The organism is Bacteroides timonensis (genome assembly GCF_000513195.1).
Taxonomy (GTDB): domain Bacteria; phylum Bacteroidota; class Bacteroidia; order Bacteroidales; family Bacteroidaceae; genus Bacteroides; species Bacteroides timonensis.
The window spans coordinates 1-21,361 of the sequence record NZ_CBVI010000107.1; the positions used below are offsets into that span (position 1 = coordinate 1).

Annotated in this window: 12 protein-coding genes and 2 pseudogenes; 5 read left to right on the forward strand and 9 right to left on the reverse strand. The window is 41.8% G+C overall.

From position 1 onward, the window contains the following. Positions 1–264: pseudogene (locus tag BN161_RS30165) on the forward strand (galactofuranosyltransferase); the annotation flags it as partial. A 1-nt stretch (position 265) separates the two neighbouring features. Here BN161_RS30165 and BN161_RS20070 read toward each other — a convergent pair. Beyond that, the gene (locus tag BN161_RS20070; RefSeq protein WP_044269661.1) at positions 266–946 is read right to left on the reverse strand and encodes a tetratricopeptide repeat protein; all 681 of its coding nucleotides are present in this window, start codon (positions 944–946) and stop codon (positions 266–268) included. A 153-nt stretch (positions 947–1,099) separates the two neighbouring features. Here BN161_RS20070 and BN161_RS20075 point away from each other — a divergent pair, with 153 nt between their 5' ends. Then, positions 1,100–2,416 (forward strand): MATE family efflux transporter, encoded by a 1,317-nt coding sequence (locus BN161_RS20075; RefSeq protein WP_044269663.1) that lies wholly within the window; start codon positions 1,100–1,102, stop codon positions 2,414–2,416. A gap of 49 nt (positions 2,417–2,465) precedes the next feature. Then, on the forward strand, positions 2,466–3,176 hold the full coding sequence (gene pyrH / locus BN161_RS20080; RefSeq protein WP_007212247.1) for a UMP kinase: 711 nt from the start codon (positions 2,466–2,468) through the stop codon (positions 3,174–3,176). 64 nt (positions 3,177–3,240) lie between these two features. On the opposite strand, the gene BN161_RS20085 is transcribed toward pyrH, so the two are convergent. The 8 genes from BN161_RS20085 to BN161_RS20120 form a co-directional block, all read right to left on the reverse strand. Beyond that, complete coding sequence (locus BN161_RS20085; protein WP_044269665.1) at positions 3,241–5,679, reverse strand: glycoside hydrolase family 31 protein; 2,439 nt, start codon at positions 5,677–5,679, stop codon at positions 3,241–3,243. Continuing rightward, positions 5,676–8,606, reverse strand: coding sequence for a glycoside hydrolase family 28 protein (locus tag BN161_RS28205; protein WP_081743753.1), 2,931 nt, complete (start codon positions 8,604–8,606; stop codon positions 5,676–5,678). The genes BN161_RS20085 and BN161_RS28205 overlap by 4 nt, the downstream gene beginning before the upstream one ends. Positions 8,607–8,618: 12 nt before the next feature. After that, positions 8,619–10,613, reverse strand: coding sequence for an alpha/beta hydrolase family protein (locus BN161_RS20095; RefSeq protein WP_081743754.1), 1,995 nt, complete (start codon positions 10,611–10,613; stop codon positions 8,619–8,621). After that, the gene (locus BN161_RS20100; RefSeq protein ID WP_074435173.1) at positions 10,610–12,922 is read right to left on the reverse strand and encodes a glycoside hydrolase family 31 protein; all 2,313 of its coding nucleotides are present in this window, start codon (positions 12,920–12,922) and stop codon (positions 10,610–10,612) included. The genes BN161_RS20095 and BN161_RS20100 overlap by 4 nt, the downstream gene beginning before the upstream one ends. A gap of 102 nt (positions 12,923–13,024) precedes the next feature. Then, complete coding sequence (locus BN161_RS20105; protein WP_044269677.1) at positions 13,025–14,830, reverse strand: RagB/SusD family nutrient uptake outer membrane protein; 1,806 nt, start codon at positions 14,828–14,830, stop codon at positions 13,025–13,027. Positions 14,831–14,861: 31 nt separating this feature from the next. Further along, positions 14,862–18,320 (reverse strand): TonB-dependent receptor, encoded by a 3,459-nt coding sequence (locus BN161_RS20110; RefSeq protein ID WP_167332558.1) that lies wholly within the window; start codon positions 18,318–18,320, stop codon positions 14,862–14,864. A gap of 208 nt (positions 18,321–18,528) precedes the next feature. Beyond that, positions 18,529–19,461: a FecR family protein gene (locus BN161_RS20115; RefSeq protein WP_044269667.1), complete on the reverse strand. Its 933-nt coding sequence runs from the start codon at positions 19,459–19,461 to the stop codon at positions 18,529–18,531. A 342-nt stretch (positions 19,462–19,803) separates the two neighbouring features. Continuing rightward, positions 19,804–20,361, reverse strand: a complete 558-nt coding sequence (locus tag BN161_RS20120) for an RNA polymerase sigma-70 factor (RefSeq protein WP_044269669.1) — start codon at positions 20,359–20,361, stop codon at positions 19,804–19,806. Between the two features lie 139 nt (positions 20,362–20,500). Between BN161_RS20120 and frr the strand changes: the two genes are divergently transcribed. Both frr and BN161_RS20130 read left to right on the forward strand, forming a co-directional pair. Then, positions 20,501–21,061: a ribosome recycling factor gene (frr, locus tag BN161_RS20125; RefSeq protein WP_044269671.1), complete on the forward strand. Its 561-nt coding sequence runs from the start codon at positions 20,501–20,503 to the stop codon at positions 21,059–21,061. Positions 21,062–21,116: 55 nt separating this feature from the next. Next, positions 21,117–21,361 (forward strand): annotated as a pseudogene (locus BN161_RS20130) (ribosome small subunit-dependent GTPase A); the annotation flags it as partial.

Here is a 21,361-nt window from a genome sequence, read left to right on the forward strand (position 1 = left end):
ATAAACAATCCGCACAAGGTATCCTTATACATACGCTGCAATCTTCCCATAATTATATGGAAAGAAGCAGCATTGGCCTCATTTGTAGCTGAGAACAAAATAGGCGTGTGTATTGATTCACTGGAAGAGTTAGACTCCATATTATCATCCATTTCCGCAGAATCCTATGACGAAATGGTCAGAAATATAAAGGAGATCAACAAAAAGATTGCATCGGGCTATTATTGCAAAAGAGCAGTAGAAAACGCGGAAAGCTTATTATAGCTTACTTAATTTCCGCTTCCAGTTTCCTGATCTTTTCCAAGGTATTTCCCGCCTCTGTGGAAGGAAACAGTTGCAACACACGCTGCAAATAGTCCTTTGCTTTGGAGTAACCATTGGAGTAAACATCAGAAAGTCCGTTACGATAGCGGGCGTATTGCATCCGTGTAGGAGAAGTTATTTTCTTATAATCATCCTCCAGCTTCTTCTTTTCGCGTTCTGCTTGCAGGTAATAATAACTCCCCAGGAAAATATTGGCTTGCAGATTATTGGCATCCAGCATCAAAACCTTTTCATAAGTTTTGACGGCATCTTTTTCCTTACCTCTCATCATCTCCATTTCGGCACACGACACAAGTGCAGGAACATCTTCGGAATGATACTGCAAGAATTCTCTGTAAAAAAGATAAGCTTTGTCATAATTCCGCTTACGCTTGTAATAGGTTGCCAACTCATTGACCAGACGGGGAGCCACGGCACTGTTTTTTTCTATTTGAGTCCAATAATACATTTCAGTCTGATCTGCTCCGGCAGCTATCGCCTGACGAAACAGACTCACAACATAATCATCCTGCCCCTCAGACAAGGCGGCAGACACCTTCTGTAGCAGTTCTCCCGCCGTTTGCGCAGAGAGCACAAAGGGGAAAGTAACCATTAATGAAAATAGCAAAGTTAAGGTTCTCATCTCTTATTAAATATTACCCAGTTTTTGTTACCGCAAATATATTCATTTTTCAAACATTATGTACTATAAAAATTGTTATTATCGGGTGCTTTTTTACCGTTTGCGACAAAAAGAGTACCTTTGTCGGTAAATAGAACAAACCAGAGTTTTAAAATGATTGCTCAAACTCCGAATATTATCAATAAAAGAATACTTCAGATAGCTGTACCCTCGATTATATCAAACATAACAGTTCCCCTGCTGGGACTGATTGATGTAACAATCGTAGGGCATCTGGGAGCCGCTGCATATATCGGAGCCATTGCCGTGGGCGGAATGTTATTCAATATTATCTACTGGATCTTCGGATTTTTGAGAATGGGGACCAGTGGAATGACCTCACAGGCATACGGCAAACATGATCTGGATGAAGTTGCACGACTTTTATTACGGTCGGTCGGAGTAGGATTGCTTATCGCCATTGTCTTAGTGGCATTGCAATATCCCATCCGGAAGCTGGCATTCACTTTTATACAAACTACAGAGGAAGTAGAGCGATTGGCTACACTCTATTTCCGGATCTGTATCTGGGGAGCGCCTGCTATGCTCGGACTCTATGGATTCGCAGGTTGGTTCATCGGTATGCAGAATTCACGTTTCCCGATGTACATCGCCATCACACAAAATATTGTGAATATTGCCGCAAGCCTTTGTTTCGTTTATCTGTTCCACATGAAAGTTGCCGGGGTAGCTTGGGGAACACTTACGGCTCAATATGCCGGTTTCCTGATGGCATTATTATTATGGAGGCGATATTATGGAGGACTTAAAAAGCACGTTGCTTGGCATGAAGTGCTGAAAAAGGAAGCCATGCTGCGTTTTTTCCAGGTAAACCGGGATATCTTTCTACGAACCCTCTGTCTGGTCATTGTCACTCTATTTTTCACTTCTGCCGGAGCGGCACAAGGAGAAATAGTATTGGCCGTCAATACTTTGCTAATGCAATTATTCACTCTATTTTCTTATATCATGGATGGTTTTGCTTATTCAGGAGAAGCGTTAGTGGGTAAATATGTTGGTGCCAATAATCGACCGGCATTATATCGCACGGTTCGCCAGCTCTTCATTTGGGGTGTCGGTCTTTCCACAGGTTTCACCTTGCTTTATTTCTTTGGAGGCAAGTCATTCCTGGGACTGCTGACTAATGAAACCTCCGTCATTCGGGAAGCCGGAAATTACTTTTATTGGGTATTGGCAATCCCACTTACAGGTTTTGCCGCTTTCCTGTGGGATGGCATTTTTATAGGAGCCACTGCCACCCGACAAATGTTTTACTCCATGCTGGTAGCTTCCGGCAGTTTCTTCCTTGTTTATTACTCTTTACACGAATGGATGGGAAATCATGCCCTCTGGCTCGCTTTCATCGTCTATTTATCTCTCCGTGGCATCATGCAGGCAGTTTTAAGTAGAAAAATTCTGTACCAAAGTTAATCTTTACAGACAGAAAGCGTATATTTGCAGAAACTAAATGTAATATCATATGGCAAAGTATAAAAGAATCCTGTTAAAGCTCAGCGGCGAAAGCCTGATGGGCGAAAAACAATATGGCATTGACGAGAAGCGCCTTGCCGAATATGCAGCACAGATCAAGGAAATCCATGAACTGGGCGTTCAGATAGGTATCGTCATCGGCGGTGGAAATATTTTCCGTGGATTGAGTGGTGCAAACAAAGGTTTCGACCGCGTAAAAGGCGACCAAATGGGTATGCTCGCAACTGTAATCAACAGTTTGGCACTAAGCTCTGCCCTGGTAGCCACCGGCGTAAAGGCACGTGTACTTACAGCCGTACGCATGGAACCTATCGGAGAATTTTATAATAAGTGGAAAGCCATCGAAAGCATGGAAGCAGGCGAAGTCGTTATTATGTCTGCCGGAACGGGAAATCCGTTCTTCACTACAGACACGGGCTCTTCTCTACGCGGTATCGAGATTGAAGCCGATGTCATGCTAAAAGGTACACGTGTGGATGGTATCTATACCGCAGACCCGGAAAAAGATCCGACTGCTACAAAATTCGACGATATCACTTATGACGAAGTTCTGAAACGTGGACTGAAGGTAATGGACCTCACTGCAACCTGCATGTGTAAGGAAAATAATCTCCCCATTGTCGTCTTTGACATGGATACAATAGGAAACCTGAAAAAGGTAATGCTGGGAGAAGAAATAGGTACATTGGTACATAACTGATAAAAATCAAGCAAATAATAAAAGACTCCGGTAAGCAAATGTTTACCGGAGTCTTTTATTATTTTTATTCTGCTTTCAATTCTATATTCATCCGGTTATCGGAAGACGTACTGACCGAAAGTATTTTCTTTTCCGCGTCATATTTCCAGGTACCCGGCAAGAGCTCGTTTTCAACTGTTATTTTCTTCATCTGTTTTCCATTCTCTACGACTTTTGTCGGTTTAAAATCCAGATAAGAAGTCACTTCATAGCGATGTATATCCGGTCGGAATTTCCCCGTCGGTTTATGAATCAAGAGTCTCCAACTGCCATCAATGAGTGAACTCTCTATGGAAGAAATCGCATAGGCGCCTTCCTTATAATCGACACTCACTCCATCATCTTCATACAAATCATAAGTAGATTTTTCTTCCGGACAAACCAGCAGACGGACACAATTCACTTTTTTCTCACCTACATATTGCATAGATTCCTGCATAGGAATGATAGCTCCCGCTTTGATAAATATCGGCATCATATCCGGTGGTGTAAGGAACGATTTATATTGTCTCCCTTCAATCTTTTCTCCTGTCCAGAAATCATACCATACTCCACCGGGAAAATATACCGGACGACTCAACGCCCCCTTGGTAGTAACCGGGCAAACCATCATGGAAGGCCCAAACATATATTGGTCACTAATCTGATAGACATTCTCGTCCTGAGGATAATCCATTACCAAAGCCTTCATAATGGGACGATGATCCCGGTACAGGCGAAAAGCATTGGAATACATATAAGGCAGGAGAGAATACCTCAAAGAATCATATTTGATAAAATTTTTCAAGGCATCTTCCCCATAGGTCCAAGGTTCATGATAGCGGGGATGATCCATTCCAAAAAGAATGGCAACCGGACTGAACATACCAAATTGTACCCAGCGGTTATACAAATCCGTATCATGAGGAGAATATTGTTCAAAGCCGCCCATACAGTGCGACCAATAGCCAATTCCAGACATAGCTATATTAAGTCCGCCCCGGATAACCGGTTCGAACCATTGCCACTCGCTTCCCCAGTCTCCGGCCCAGATAAAAGGATAGCGTTGTACACCGGCATACCCCTCACGTGTATGATTCAGTCCACGCATTTTATTATATTCCTGAAACTTCAAATAAGGGGCTTTTGCATAAGCTATCGGAAACAAGTTATGTAGTTCCGCAGGCTGAAAGCCATCAACCGGTTCAGCAGTTGCAGGGAAACGCAATACACCTCCACAATCCGTCTTCACAAACTTAATTCCCATAGAAGCTACACGCATTACAGCATTATCCCACCACCAGTCAACAGCTTTCTCATCGAAAAAATTCACAATACCGTTGACATAGGTTTCAGGATGCAATATATTTCCTAAATGACGGGCGGAGTCAAGTAGGTTTACCTGAGTTCCATTATCCAGGATAGAACGAATATGCAGTCCCATCATACTTACATTCATTCCATAAATAGAATCAATCATGGACTGCGGATTTTTGAAAGTATTCCGCCACTCAAAAGAAGCACCTCCATTACCGAAAGTTGAATTAAAATAGCGCCAGGTAGAATCCAACCAAAGCAGATCAAACGGTATTCCTTCTTTCCGCAAACGGCGGCACAATTCTACCGGATATTTATCCGAAGTACATTGCTCATTCTTCCAGGTTCCGCCGGAATAAGTTCCAACATGAAGTCCGTATGCAGTTTTAGGAAGCATAGGATTACTTCCCGTCAATTCGTTATAGGCACTCAACATGGAATACATATCCGGGCCATAAATGAAATAATAGTCAAGTCCTTCCCCTCCATTGGTTCCATAAGTAAACTGGTATCTGTTGCTCCACCCCATATCCCATTCTGTCGGATAGGCTGTATTCAGAAAAATAGCATATCCTCGGGTACTCATATAAAACGGGACCGGACAATAATTGGCACGTAGAATATCCTTTCCACCGACCGCAGGTTTCGGACCTTTTCCTAATTCGCAATTCAAATACAGTCGTTTACCGCGCTGATCCAGAAAATCCATACGCTCACCGAAACCCAAAAAATGATCTTCAGGAAAGAGCGTACAGACATTCCGGGGAGCAGTGCATGTATCTGCATTCGCATTCAGTGTATAATCTTTCTCTTCATATAAAACTACCCCCTGTTTATTCATAACAACTAATCGCAAAGGAGAATATGCTAATAGGACTTTTAAACTATCTGTCCGCAATTCAAGCCCTCCTTTCACTTCTTTCAGATCGTAACGTACTGACGGCCAGTCTTTCTTAATTACAATTAAGTCACTCTCTTTCGGAAACACTTCCGAAGAATTCTTGGTGAACCGTATGATACTTTCGCTACAAACACGGATACGCAACATTTCATTTTTCCCTTTATACACTACTTCATTACCTTTACATAGATAATCCGCAGCATATATATTAACAAACAGGCCTACTGCAAACAGAAATAATATCAGTCTATATACTATGTTTCTCATTTCTCAATACTTTTATTATTAAATGTTGTATTTACAAATTCCACCTTCTCAGTCCCTACTATTTTATTAAGCTCCGGTGCCTGAATTCCCTTCAACCGGCAATTCTTCAGCAGGACATTGAATACAGAGTTCCGATCCTCAAAACCCTCTATCAATATTCCGTAACCACTCTTATTACAGGTCACATTTTCAAGATAGATATTTCGGAACACTGGATTATAAGGACCTGATTGCACTCTTTCATACTGCAATTCCAGACGCAACACGGCCTGTTTACATTCACCAATACGAATATCACGTGCATAGAACCCATCTACCACTCCTCCACGCAAAGCATTAGATTTTATACGTAAAGGTCTGTCCATGCTAGGACTATCCATTACACAATCCCTCACCCATACATCATAGCAACTGCCGGAAATTTCACTACCAACAGCAACTCCAGCATGTCCGTCACGCATAGTACAGTTACGTACAATGATATTGCGACTCGGAAGGTTCCAAGTACGTCCGTCATTGTTTTTGCCCGATTTAATAGCTACACAATCATCCCCATTATTAAAATCACAAGATTCTATCAGTACATTCTCACAAGATTCCGGATCGCACCCGTCATTATTCGGCCCGTGACTATCAAACTTCACACCTCTCACTATCACATTTTTCGATAGCAGAGGATGCAGCATCCAGAAAGGAGAACGAATGATAGTCACTCCTTCTACCAGAACCCGGTTACAGCGATAGAATTGAATAAAGGGAGGCCTCAACTTATCGTTAACAGAAAAGATACGTTCGTCCAAAGAAATCCGGTTTTGTTCCATCCAAAGCAACTTATCCTTCCCTACCTTGGCTTCCGTATTTTGTTCCGAAGAAGATTTCCTCCCCTTCCAGCTCCACCAGTTATCACGAGAAGCCTGTCCGTCTAAAGTTCCGGCTCCCGTGATGGCCACATTCGTTTGCCCATTGGCATAAATCAAGGGAGACAATGTCTGGCAATCCACTCCTTCCCAGCGAGAGACAACAACAGGCAGATAATCTTCCGGAGAAGTTAAAAAACGCAATACAGCCCCTTTCTCCAGATGCAGGTTGACGTTCGACAATAGATGGATTGCCGCCGTATAATATTCTCCTTTCGGTATCACGACACGCCCACCACCATCCGTATGGCAAGCCTGAATAGCAGCTTTCAGAGATTCCGTTATATTCTGATTCTTTTGTGCACCATAATGAGAAATTACATAATCCTGATTGCGAAAAGAAGTGGTTTGAATGGAACCAGCTACCTGTTCACAATACTTCCAGAGATCACTTTCCCGTTCACACAAAGCTATATCATTGATTGTTACCCCTTCATTCCGATTTCCTTTAACCCATATATTTTTTGCCATCCGATCACCATTACATATCACGCTATTACCTATCAGCCTTTTGGAATTATACACTTTCAGCGGAACAGAATCATTCGTTTGAATTGTAACTCCTTCCATACGGACAGCTGTACACTCGGAGAAAACTCCTCCTTCCACGGCATGTATAGTAACATTCCTCAAAGTTATATCCGAAATATTCTGTTCGGGCAACCCATCAAACAATAAAGCTCGCCCTGCCTGATAGCAATGAACGTCACTAATGTGAATATGGTCAAACTTCGGCGTTTTCTCCGTTACAGGCGGTATTGTTTCCATACTGCCTTTCAAGGCATCCTCCATTGCTTCTACCGCCGACTTCCCCTGATAATACATATCAAACAGAATCGGCTCCGCAGCTATGCCACACATATACACATTCTGTATATAGATATCCGACACATGTCCACCACGTTGACGGTTACTTTTGAAGCGCAATCCCGTATCCGTATTCAGGAATTTGCAATTACGCACCAAAATAGAATGCACTCCGCCTGACATTTCACTGCCAACCACAAAACCACCATGACCGTGAAAAACCGTACAATCTTCCACTACCACATTCTTCGTAGGTATTCCCCGCAAGCGCCCAACTTCATCCCTACCGGATTTTATACAAACAGCATCATCACCCACATCGAATGTGCTTTGCACCACCAATACATTCTGGCAAGATTCAATGTCCAGTCCGTCACCATTCTGTGAGTTCCATGGATTGCGTACACAAACACTATCTACAATCAGATGCTTACACAACTCAGGATGCAGATTCCAGAAAGGTGAATTTTGAAAAGTGACTCCTTGTAGTAATACTCGTTCGCAGTGGTAAAGATGCATTAGTTCAGGTCTTACATAATCCTTCAACCGTACCCACTCATCCGGTGTATTATATTTATGAATAATATTCTCTTCACGCCTAGCATATCGCTGCACATCGTCAGCCATAGGATACCAAATCGTCCCGGCATCATTCAACACTCCACTTTTCCTTTGCAGGTGTTCCCATTCATCAACCGTCACTTTATTTTTCCTGACCGGTCTCCAGTCCTGCCCGCTACCATCAATCACCCCTTCTCCGGTTATCGCAATATCCGATTCGTTATAAGCACTGATCGGACTTTGAAGTTGCCTATAGAAAACTTCCGTAAAGAATGTACTTCGCGAAGGATAAGACCAAAAATCAGAAGTGAAGATGAGCAACGCATTTTTCTCCAGATGTAACTCAATATGACTCTTCAACCGTATAGGACCGGTCAGCCAGATACCAGCAGGAACCACCAACGTTCCTCCTCCTTTCGCTGACAAATGTTCAATAGCTTCCCGGAAACATTCGGTATTCAATGTTATGCCATCTCCCACTCCCCCATACTCTGTTAATGAAATCCGGTTCCCAAGTATATCGGGTAACTGAAGCTGTGGCATATCAAACGGCAAGTGATGCAAAAAACGAGAATAGTCATTTCCTGCAGACAGGACAAACCATCCCATCCAACATAATATATATAATATAAAGCGTTTCATATTCCCGACATTTTAATCATCATACCTGATTCGTCCCTTACCAAAAGCCACCAGATCCGGCAAATCATAATATCGCAGAACTCCGTAAATCATATTCGAAAACATGTCTTTCTGCAATGGAGAAGTCATAAACTCCTGATAAGACTTTATACTTCTTCTGATTATCACCTGGCTAATCCGATCATCCAAAACTGCCGCATGCATGGCAACCGGTCCATACAGTCCTGCCGCCCGCAAACTTATTACATGCTCCCGGGTATGTTCATTCGTCGAAACAAAATCCAGCAACGTCAACAAATCCGCAACCCGCTGACCGATCAGAGGTTTGCCGATATGCAAAGAAGTTATTGCTGTCCGGTATTCCCGGTTCCAATACTTCGCATCGTTATATTGTTCCGGATCTTCTGTCTCCCCAAATCCCCGTAAGTCTACTGCAGCCAAAACTCTTCCGTTATTAATGTATTCCTGAATATTATCCTGAGATCTCAGGAAATGATCTTTTCCCATATCATCCAGAACGATATCAACCTGAGAATCCGCAGTCATTTTATCCGGTACAATCAGAATACAGGGAATGGGAATCAATCCTTCACGAATCAGCTCATAATGATATTGAGCATATCCACGCTGGATATAAGTATGAGTCAGATTCGCTGTCAACCTATTCCTTCCCACATCCGGCAATTTCAGCAAAGAAGAAATACCTTCCCTGATCTTTTCATACTTCTGTGCCATAAATTTTCCCCGTTCGGAAGAAAGTTGTTGTGCACGATGCAAATTCTCTTCAGGAATACTCACAGCATCCTTATAAGAAGTTATGACCTGCCCTGTTAAGGTACAGTAAGATTGTTCCAGCGTAAACGGATTTTCTTCCTTATCAATTAGTGGAGAATCATCCTGAGCTAGCCAATGCTTGAACCAGGTAACCAATTCATTCCGTTTTTCTTTTCCCAATCCATGTCCGGTTTCCACAACCAACTGCTTCACTCTTTCGGGCACACCGAGTATTTTATAGGATTCTTTCAACTGTTCTACTCCCTGCATGGCTCCCCATAAGTCAACAAAGTCATATCTACCGCTTAGAATCAAAATTGGAGCAGGTGCTATCATCAAAGGAAAATCGGCCAATTCTATTTGTGCCAGCCCTTCGTGCGGCACGTGTTGACACCCATCGGAGGGGCCCTGCAATTCCAAAGTACGTTCCCGTTCAGAAAAATAACTGCAAATAGCTGCTACTTTTACCCGCGAATCCAGACCTATCAGATAGGCAGTTTCGGTTCCTCCACCTGAACTGCCCCATACTCCTATTCTGTCGGAATCTATATCTTTCCGACTTACCAAATAGTCAATAGCTCTATGGTTGTCCCAACATTGAAGGGCAGCCAAACTTGTACCGACTACATTGCAACTTGCATTCAACAGCGTATGTTCCGTAGTCGCCCCACGAGTGAGATATTCTCCTTTATCATTCATAAATTGCCAGCGTTCCCCTTGTCCTATGGGATCTACCACTAACGTTGCAATTCCATTCCGGGCCAATAAAGCCGGTGTAGCTCCCGGTTTCTTGCCATACAGCCCATGCCCGCACAAAGATACCGTCACCGGAAACTTTTCTCCCTTCTCCGGTAAATACAGATTAGCCGTAACATAACGTCCTGGTATACTCTGAAAAACCAATTTCTCCATCCTAAATCCGTCGGTGTACAGTATCCCCGTTACCGTGGCATTCAATGACGTCTTTTCTGGAAAATCTCCCAGTATATTCAAATAACGTTCACGCACCTCCTTACAGTATTTTATCATTGTTTCCGGTGAAGTCTGAGCCTGTATCAGTTCCTGTCTCCGATTCTTGAACTGTTGATGCACATCACGCATCAGGAAAGAATGAAAGGCTGTAGGTGTCTTCCAACTTAAAGCCCTGAAAGGATCCTGGCTATGGAGAAATCCCATATTCAGGCAACAAGCCGTAACTATTGTAAAAAGCTTTATCTTTTTTATATGATTCATCTTACTCTAATTTGAGATTCTTTATCTTGTCTATTTACACGAATGGTCATCAACTGAGTGGCAGGATCATATTCCCATCCTTCCCCACCGGATTTTTCCATTATAGCATCAGCTCGTACCAGCCGGACACCATTATAGCTAACTTCCACAGGGACCGTATTTCTATACATCTGTATCAAATAGCTGTTCACTTTATTCCTATAGGTCTTACATTGGGGTATAATTGTGAACTTCCATTCGTTAACTCCCCATTCACTACTGAAACGCACCAAAGAATAGACACCCCGTTGATAATCCATAGTCTCCCCGTCATCGTCATACCAGTCAAAAGAGGAATTCTCCCCTGGGTATACCTGAAGGATCAGTTCTTCAATAGATTGTTCTCCAATATATTGCACCACTTTTTGCATAGGAATAATCGCTCCACCTTTCACAAAAAGAGGTAATTCATCTAATGGAGTCAAAAAAGACTTATATTGCTTTCCCATAAAACGTTCATTACTTCCAAAACGGAACCAGATTCCTTCTGGAAAATAAATAAAACGACTTAAAGCACCTTTTACAGTTACCGGACAGACCATTATATGATCTCCAAACAGGTATTGATCCGTCACAGAATAAACGTTGTAATCTTTAGGTGAATCCAACAGAAGAGGGCGCATCATCGGTCGTCCCGTCTGGTACATCTCATATCCCGTACTGTAAATATAAGGCAGAAGTGCATACCGCAAGGAATCATATTTTATGAAATTCCTCAAAGCCTCGTCACCATACGTCCACGGTTCATGATAATGCGGATGATCCATCCCTACCAATATGGAGACCGGACTAAACATACCGAATTGTACCCACCGCATATACAGTTCCGTATCACGTGGAGAATATTGCTCAAAACCGCCCATACAGTGTGACCAATACCCCACACCGGAAAGGCCGATATTCAACCCGCCTACAATCATGGGAGCAAACCACTGCCACTCGCTTCCCCAGTCACCCGCCCAGATAAAGGGATAACGCTGAATACCTGCATAGCCTTCACGGGTATGGTTAAAACCACGCAAACCACTTTTCTTCATATAGTAATCATAGGGAGCAGCAGCATAAGCCAGTGGAAACAAATTATGATCAGACTTCGCCTTAACAGCTTCTTCACCCTGGACATCAGAAGAAACAGTCAGTGCACTACCGACATCAGTCTTCAGAAACCTGCAACCTATGTCCGCAAGCTTCGACACGGCATTTTCCAGCCACCAGTCACTTGCCTTGCAGTCAAAGAAGTTAATCAACCCCTCCTTTTTAGCACCGGGATACAGCACCCCCGCTTCACGCGCTTCGTCCAACAGATGTAAAGAATCTCCATTATCCACAATGCTACGAACATGCAAGCCTGCCATCACATGCATGTCTTCAAGTTTCTGGAACATTTTCCGAGGATCATCAAAAGTCTCACGCCACTCAAAGGTAGAAGCTCCGTTCCCTCCGGATTTAAACTTACGCCAAGTGGAATCCAACCACATCAGATCGAATGGGATCCCCAGCGAGCGCATTTTCTCTGCCAGTTGAACCGGATAACGATCGGACGTCTGATCTTCATGTTTCCATGTCCCGCCAGAATAAGTACCCAAATGCAGTCCGTAAGCCTTCTTGGGCATCAAAGGAGATTTCCCAGTCAGAGAAGTATAACAGTCTATCAGATGATAAAAATCACCATACAAAAAATAATAATCTAACTCACCGTTTTCTGCAGAAAAAGAATAAGCATTGGGCGTACTTTCACCCATATCCCAAGTAGTAGGATAAGCAGTATGAAAAAAGATACCATACCCCGCACTGCTCATAAAAAAAGGAACTGGGCAATAATTGGCTCTCAGGACATCCTTATTTCCCACAGCAGGCTTCGGTCCATTGCCTCGTTCCACATTCAGGTAAATCTTCTTCCCGCGCTGGTCGAAAAAGTCCATACGCTCCCCAAAACCAAAGAAATGTTCATCCGGTAGCAGACGACAGTTATTGTACACACTGTCACCGTCATAATGCATGCCAGATAATTCCTGCCATAGCGAATGTCCCTGATTATAATGTATTCTTACAGAGGCATCACTTTTCGACAAATAGACCTCCAATGAATCTGTCTTTATCCTGTAGTCCGATTCATTTTCCGTCAACGAATAACTCACCTTTCCCCACTGATAGTTTACCACCATCCAAGGCTCATCTTCTTCAAAAGATAAGGAACGGCTTTTGGTGAACCGGACCATGTCTGGAGAACAAAGTTGCAAACGCACACTCCGCTCCCCATTAATCCACACACATTCATTCTTTTTTTATGCTTGAGCACAAAAGAACCAGCCCACAATGAAGACGTGAAACTCAATAAAAGAATAGAAAGAATACAATATTTCATAGCCCCATTAATAACCATAATCATTCACCAAATAACCCAGTTGAGTATCCAAATCGCTCTGGAAGATAGGCCAATACTGACGCATATCTGGATCTGTCAGATAAAAACACTGTAATCTCAGATCTGAAATAGCCGCCTGTTGCCAATTCACCGTCGCCCAGCCGTCACCTTCCGGCATCACATTCTCGCCTTTATTAAAGCCATAGAACTCAAGAGTTTCCTTATCCGATTTCAAACGATAATATAATGTCTGTGGCAAAGCTGCATAATCTCCTTCATAATTTCTCAAAGCCGTCATTTTCCGCTTGGTGTCCTGTACTTTCTCACCCAGCATATTCCAACGGATAAGATCTTGCTTCCGTAACATCTCACCGGCAAACTCAAATTTCCGTTCATCAACAATAGCCTTAAACACTTGTTCTTTTGTAATTAAAGCATCCAGATAGTCATCTACTTTGATCTTCCGGTCACTTTCCAAGAAAGCCCGTTCACGAATAGGGCGTATATAGTCCTTCGCTCCGTCCTTATCGCCCAGTTCATTCAAAACTTCAGCTAACATCAGATATACATCTGCATAGCGTACGTAAATCTGATTCAACCCGTCATCTCCTGTCACCAACCGCACTTCAGCTGTCCACTCATACCGGTATTTTCCAAAATTCCAGCCTTCTTTCTGATCAACGGCACTTGTACGGGTCACTTGCGCTCCTTTTTCCCATTTATAGGGTACACAAGTCACGTCACGACGAAGATCACTTTCGTCATAATCGTAATACAAAGTAGGTGTAGGCACATTCTGACCTCCTTTTTTGGTTGTCGAAATGTATTTGCTCTTATCATAATGATAAACAGCAAAATGCTGCATCATACGCCCGCGTCCATCAGCAAAAGGTATCTCAAACAAGGATTCCCCACCGGCTGCAATGTAATCCTGACAGTTATTCTTGAATATCTGCATAAAAGTTTTTTCCAGGATACACTTCTCGCTATTGATGATATCTTCCAATTCTTTTTTGGCAATAGGATATAATACACTTTTCTGCAAGTCGGGATCATTGCTTAATCGCAATTCGCTGCCTTTGTGGTCATTTTCACTCAGCGGACGCTGTGAATAGCCAGAAGCCATCAAACATAAACGGGCTCTCAAAGCTTTAGCATAAGCCTTATTGATGCGTTCGGAAGTCGAGGTTCTTTCACTGTCATTTGGCCACGGCAGGTAGTTTTCCGCTTCTTCCAGATCATCAATAATTCGTTTATAAATAACATCACGATCAGACTTCTTCATATAGATAGTAGCATCCGTCACCGGCTCGAAACGTGCCGGGACATCTCCCCAACCACGGATCAGATCATAATAAAAAGTTGCCCGCAGGGTCAGTGCCTCTCCATAGAAATATCCCATCAGATTGTCGGGCGAAGGGTTACCATACTCTTCTATTCCTTTTAGGCACACATTAGCCGCTTCAATAGCATTATAAAAACAAGTCCATGTATTGGGATCTTTGGTTCCCGACATTTGTGAATTGGCAGGTGATGACGAATAAGTACAGAGGGATGCTTGATCCGTCAGTTCCACCGAATTAAACATCTCACAGTCCGTATTCATTCCATAATAAGGCTGAAACCGCCCTCGATGCGAATTAGTCTGTGCAAAGAAACTGTAGATATCAAAAATCATATTTTCTGTCAACTTCTCATTAGAGAATACAATCTCCTCCGAAAAGGAAGATTTTGAAGGTGCGGATAGAAAATCGGAACAGGAACTAAACAGCCCTATCACAGAACAGACAAGCAAATATATTATCTTCTTCATAATTTTTATTTTAGTATAGTTATACTTCATCTTAGAAACTCAAATTAATACCGAAGGTATATTGCCGACTCTTCGGATAAGCAGAATAATCCACTCCTGGGGTCACTCTGTAATTTCGGCGTGTATCGACTTCCGGATCGAAACCTGAATAGTTTGTTAGACAAAACAGATTATATCCAGTAAAATAAACCCTCAGATTGCTGATATAAACCTTCTTCAGTAGGTTCTGCGGCAATGAATAACCAATCGTCAACGTATTCAACCGCAGGAAAGAACCATCTTCAACCGCCCAGCTATGGAATACCGATTTCTTCATGAAGGGCGACCACATAGTAGTCGATGCATTCATTTCTGTCAACTTGGCAGGATCATTACAGATCGTCCCGTCAGAATTGAGATTATTCCAGCGTTTCCCTTCCGCCATGGTAGTAATCATATTGCGGAACTCATATTTGGTCGGTGAAGTAAACTCAATCTTATCCGCATTATATATATCATTTCCGTAGCTCCACGTAAAATTGGCACTCAAGTCAAAACCTTTATAATAGCCGGAAAGAGTAAAACCGCCCGTATGCACCGGATTTGCATCTCCTATAATAGTCTTGTCATCTTCGGTAATGGCATGGTCACCATTCAAATCTCTCAGTTTCAGTCCACCCGGACGTACAGCATCAGCACCAATCACCTCACTAGCATCGGGAACTCCGTCTTTCAACACCCATTTAGCACCGTCATATCCCACAAAATCATCTACTTCATAACGTCCTTCCGTTATAAAACCATACATCTGACCAACAGCATAACCTGGCTTTACAATATAGTCGGCACCAACTTCCGTGTTCTGCCAGCTGGTAGCTACTGTATATCCATTGGTAAGATTACCCAAATCTATAATCTTATTCTTATTGAATCCTATCACAAAAGACAAATCCACACCATAATCTTTCTTATGAACCGGTGAGTAATTCAGGGTCAGTTCAAGGCCTTTATTCTCCGTCTCACCTACATTACGATACTGTGTATTATAACCGGACCCCATAATGGAAAACTCCATCAAAAGATCTTTCGTATTATTCTTATATAAATCCAATGAACCATTCAATTTATTATTGAAAAAGCCGAAATCCAAACCGATATTTGCAGAGTAAGTAGATTCCCACCTCAGCTTTTCATTATTCAAAGTCGTACCAGCTGTCCACCAAGTATCTGTAATATTCAGCCACTTCTTTTGCTCGGCTACACCGAATATCTTAGAAGTCTGATCGGCTGGAATATTATTATTACCGGAAACACCATAACTCAAACGCAACTTCAGGTTGGATAGCCAATCTCTTTTGAAGAATTCCTCTTCCGACAGGCGCCAGGCCAAAGCTCCTGAAGGAAAGAATCCCCACTGGTTACCTTTAGTGAACTTACTGGAACCATCAGCACGTAATGTAACGGTTGCCAGATAACGTCCACTATAACTATAATTGAAACGACCGAAATAGGACAATAGCTTATCATCGGGATAGTAAAAACGTCCATATCTGACAGGATCACCCTCACTAGAGAATCTGAATGCTTCATTAGCAGTAAAAAAGTCGGGTAACCCTTCATATCTGGCAGTTAGTTTGTCAGACTTAGTGATCATCATTTCCTCACCCAGCAATACATTCAGAGAATGCGCCTCAGGCAGGAACTTCTTGAAATCATAATTCACAGTATTCGTATTACGGAACACCCGTGAATAATAATTGGAAACCTGTACCAACGGCTGTCCTACATTCTCAGGAAGTGCATTCGATTGTGATTCGGAAGTAGTACTGCCATAGAAAGTATTCAGTTCATTCCGGTTTTCATCCAAGCCTAAATCTACCTTCAGATTCAGATTATCCAAGATTTCCCATTTGAAAGACCCGTTCATATTGTAGTTCAACCGTACACGGTCTTTATAATTATCTTTCAGGGATGTGATCGGATCTTTCAATCCGTTGTCCAGTTCATCCGTATCAATAATATCATCAACTGCATTAGTCAGATACGGCATCTGAATCACAGAGTGCTTTATTCGTCCAAAGGAGTTGGAAGGTATCGCATCTGTCCCTCCGGTAGTAGTCGTCATACCATCTCCTTTTACTACCGTGCGAGCATATCTTGCCGAGAAATCCAACTGCACTCTTTTACTGGCTTCATAATTCAACTTTAAGGAAAGGTTATCTCTCTTAAAATTAGACATCTGGAGAATTGCTTTATCATCAACATGTGCATAATTAAAGTTGAAACGGGTTTTCTCGTTACCGCCTGTTACACTCAGGCTATGATTGAATGTCGTTCCGGTACGCCCGAATACTTTATCCTGCCAGTCGATTCCCTGGACAGACTTATATTGTAACAGTTCATCATACGAACCGAACAAGTCTGTAAACTGTTCTTGGATGTTGCGTAGAGAATGCAATTCATATTGCCATTTCATATAATCATATACATCCAATACTTCCATCTTCTTGGCAACCTTGCGCATACTGTAATATGCATTATAGTTCACCGAGATTTTTCCTTTCTTCCCGCTCTTAGTAGTTACAAGCACAATGCCATTGGCACCTCTCGAACCATAAATAGCAGTAGAAGAAGCATCTTTCAATACATCAATGGATTCGATATCCGTAGCCGGGATATCAGAAATACTGCTGACAGGAAAACCATCCACAATGAATAAAGGGGTATTATCACTGGTGATAGAGCCACCACCACGTACTCTGATTATTACATCCGCATCGGGATTTCCTTCCGGAGTAGTGATTTTTACACCGGCCAGTTTGCCAGCCATAGCCTCGACAGGCGAAGCCACCGGAACCGATGCAATGGTGGCATTATCCAACGAAGCGACCGAGCCGGTTATATCCTTACGTTTCACCGTACCATATCCAATAGCAACCACCTCATCCAGCATCTGTGCATCTTCTTTCAATACAATCTTCAAGGACTCTACCGATGATGTTATTTTTACTTTCTGGGTTATATATCCCACATACGAAACAGTCAGAATATCACCGGCAGAAGCATTCAACTCAAAATTCCCAGATATATCTGTAACTGAGCCGCTACCGTTATTCTGTACCATTACATTTACTCCAATCAAAGGCTCCCCGGTTTCATCTACCACCGTCCCGGCAAGTTTCTTTTGCTGCACCACTTCATTTTTCTCAACAACATCATCCGATAAAATAATATGATGTTGAGATAAAGAGTAGCGAACCCCAGCTTTTTTAGCCAGCATTCCCAGCACTTTCGACAAAGTTTCATTATTCACTTTCACCGTTACATTCTTATCGACATCAACATTCGAATGGACAATAAACAGATATTCCGTCTGCTCCTCAATGTCATCTAGAACACTCTTCAGGGATGAGTTATCACGCTGAATGGATACCCTCACATTTTGCGAGTTACCATTAGCGGCATACATACTAAAAATAGCTACAAATAGAAGGAAAAATGTGATTTTCATAATCTTATAAGACTGATTATTCCAAAATTTAAGGGCAAAGTAATTCCACAAAGAATCTTTTTTCATATCTTTGTACTGATTTTAAATTAATACTAAGGTGTTGATTTGTTCAAGGAATACCAGTCGAGGCCTATATGACCGGTATTCCTTTTTTTACGAAAAAAAAATCAATAAACATGCATTTCTTACGTGTCAATTCATAGGCTCATCATTTTATAGTTATTATTGAATCTGTTATATCTCTCGTATACGAAAAGTTCATATCTTTTTTGAGAACATCTAATGCGTAGTTGATTCCATCAGATAAACGGAATTTACCGGAACGTCGCAAGTTTTTCACTTTCTGATTTTCGATTATAATTTTATAACCATAGTATTTTTCAAACTTCTCCATTAGTTCTTCAAAAGAAGCATTGGTAAAACTTATCAATCCGTCCCTCCAGGTATAATCGTCCAAACTAGTTATATTACTCAATAGCATAATGCCATCTGTTAACAGTACCTTCTGGAGTGGTTTCAGCACAATAGACCGGGCACCTGCCGAAAACTTCACGGAACCTTCCATCAAGGAAGTCACTAGTTTTGGAGAGGAAGTATAGGCTTCTACATTGAACTTTGTCCCCAACACTTCGATATCGCCTTTAGAAGTCTGTACAATGAAAGGCTTTTTCTCGTTCCGTTTCACTTCGAAATAAGCTTCACCATCCAGATGTACCATGCGTTTATCTCCCGAGAATGATGGATTATAACTTATTTTTGTCAATGAATTCAGCCATACCAGGGTACCATCGGACAATGTTATATTCACACGCTGTCCCCGTGGCACTGAAATTTCCTGCACTAATTCATCCTGTTGCCGCCAGGGTTGCCATAATAAAGAAGAGAAATAACCTGTCGCAAAAATAAGCACTATTACCGCAGCATATTTAGTCCACGTCGTTATTCTATATCGTTTGTCTATTGAAATATCGCTTACTGCCCTTTCTTCTCCCAACAATCCCATGGCGTGATACATCTGCCAGGAATTCATAAAGTCGCGTTTATGCTGCTCTGATTCCTCCACCCACTCCATCAGTACCTTATCTTCTTCCAATGAAGTCTGTTGACTGTAAAACCTAAAAAAATCATTGATGTTTTTCATATTTATCTTCGTTTACGATTATAAAACTCGCAAATAATACAAACCCCTAGTGAAAAAAGAATATTTTTTTCTTTTTTATTCGGTAACCGTAAATATGGGAATTAAGCCGCCAGACCACCACTTCTACCTCCTTTTCCTTTAACAGCCAAGGAAAACATCGCAGACACTTATTCTTTCCACCATGATGGAAAGAATAAATATTCGTATGATAAAAGATTAGCTTTCGGAAGAAAAAGAGATAAGAATGACTTAAAAAGAAGTTAAACCACGAACTGGCTTAATTCTTTTCCAAACTTAAGGAAACTCATCCGACTCATCCACTCTACAGACTTATCAACTGGACTATATGAATAGGAGTAATATGGGAGAGTAATCCTTCAGTTTATCTTTCAGCATCTTAGTAGCTTTAGTGATATGGAACTCAACTGTTTTAATAGAAATTTCCAGTTCTGAAGCTATCTCTTTATGAGTTTTATTTTCATACCGACTCAACCAAAACACCTTTCTGGTCTTTTCCGGAAGTTCACGAAAAGCCTTCCTCACACATTCATAAGTCTCCATCGTAAAAATTTCGAAAGGATTACAAGCTTCCAGAGAGGCTATCTGCATTTGCAATTTCCACTCCTCCACTTTTACCAAATCAGCCAGTATATCTTCATGTAATTTGGTGTCCCTCAAATAAGTCAAGCACTTATTCCTTATCACCGTCAGTATATATGCAGGGATATTCGTATTATTAGATAATCTTGCCCTATTTTCCCAATATGCAATAAAGGCATCAGTAACAATATCCTCGGCAACCTGCCTATCAGAAACGTATGCCATGGAAAAACGAACAAACCTCTCTTTGAATTTCAAAAAGACTTCATCAAATGACATATTTTCAAAATAGGTTGGCATACTCTTAATTTCTATATATAAATGCGACAAATATAAGCAATTTGCTTGATTCCTGTTGGCTAATATTTTGCAAATAGACAAAATTATACTACTTTTGTTCAATCAAAAATTCTAAAAGCACAATTCAAAACTAAGAAATATGAGAGAAGTAAAAGAGATCTTAGATGAAGCGCAAGAAAAAATGGATATGGCCGTCATGTATCTGGAAGAAGCATTGGCTCACATCCGCGCCGGAAAAGCAGACGTTCGTTTGCTGGACGGTATCCGTGTGGACTCTTACGGAAGCATGGTTCCCATCAATAACGTAGCTGCCGTAAATACTCCGGATGCCCGTAGTATCGTCATCAAGCCATGGGACAAAAGCATGTTCCGGGTGATTGAAAAAGCTATCATTGACTCCAGCCTTGGCATCATGCCGGAAAATAACGGTGAAATCATCCGTATCGGTATCCCACCGCTGACTGAAGAACGCCGTAGACAACTTGCCAAACAGTGTAAAGGTGAAGGCGAAACTGCCAAAGTGAGTGTACGCAATGCCCGCCGTGATGCAATCGATGGCCTAAAGAAGTCTGTTAAAGACGGCTTGGCAGAAGATGCACAAAAAGGAGGCGAGGAGAAATTGCAGAAGATTCACGATAAATACATCAAGCAAATTGATGATATGCTGGCTGCAAAGGACAAAGAAATCATGACCGTATAATAATTTAATGAAGAATGGAGATATTCTTCATTCTTCATTACTCATCTAATTAGTAGTGAGGGGACTGGTAATAAAAAATACAGGTAGTTGGTATTTGGTAAAAACCGACGAAGGTAAATGTGTAGAATGCAAAATCAAGGGTAACTTCCGGTTAAAAGGCATTCGCAGTACCAACCCGGTAGCTGTGGGAGACTATGTCCAAATCATTCTGAATCCGGAAGGAACTGCTCTTATCAGTGAAATAGAAGACCGGAAAAATTACATTATCCGTCGTGCTTCCAATCTCTCCAAGCAATCGCA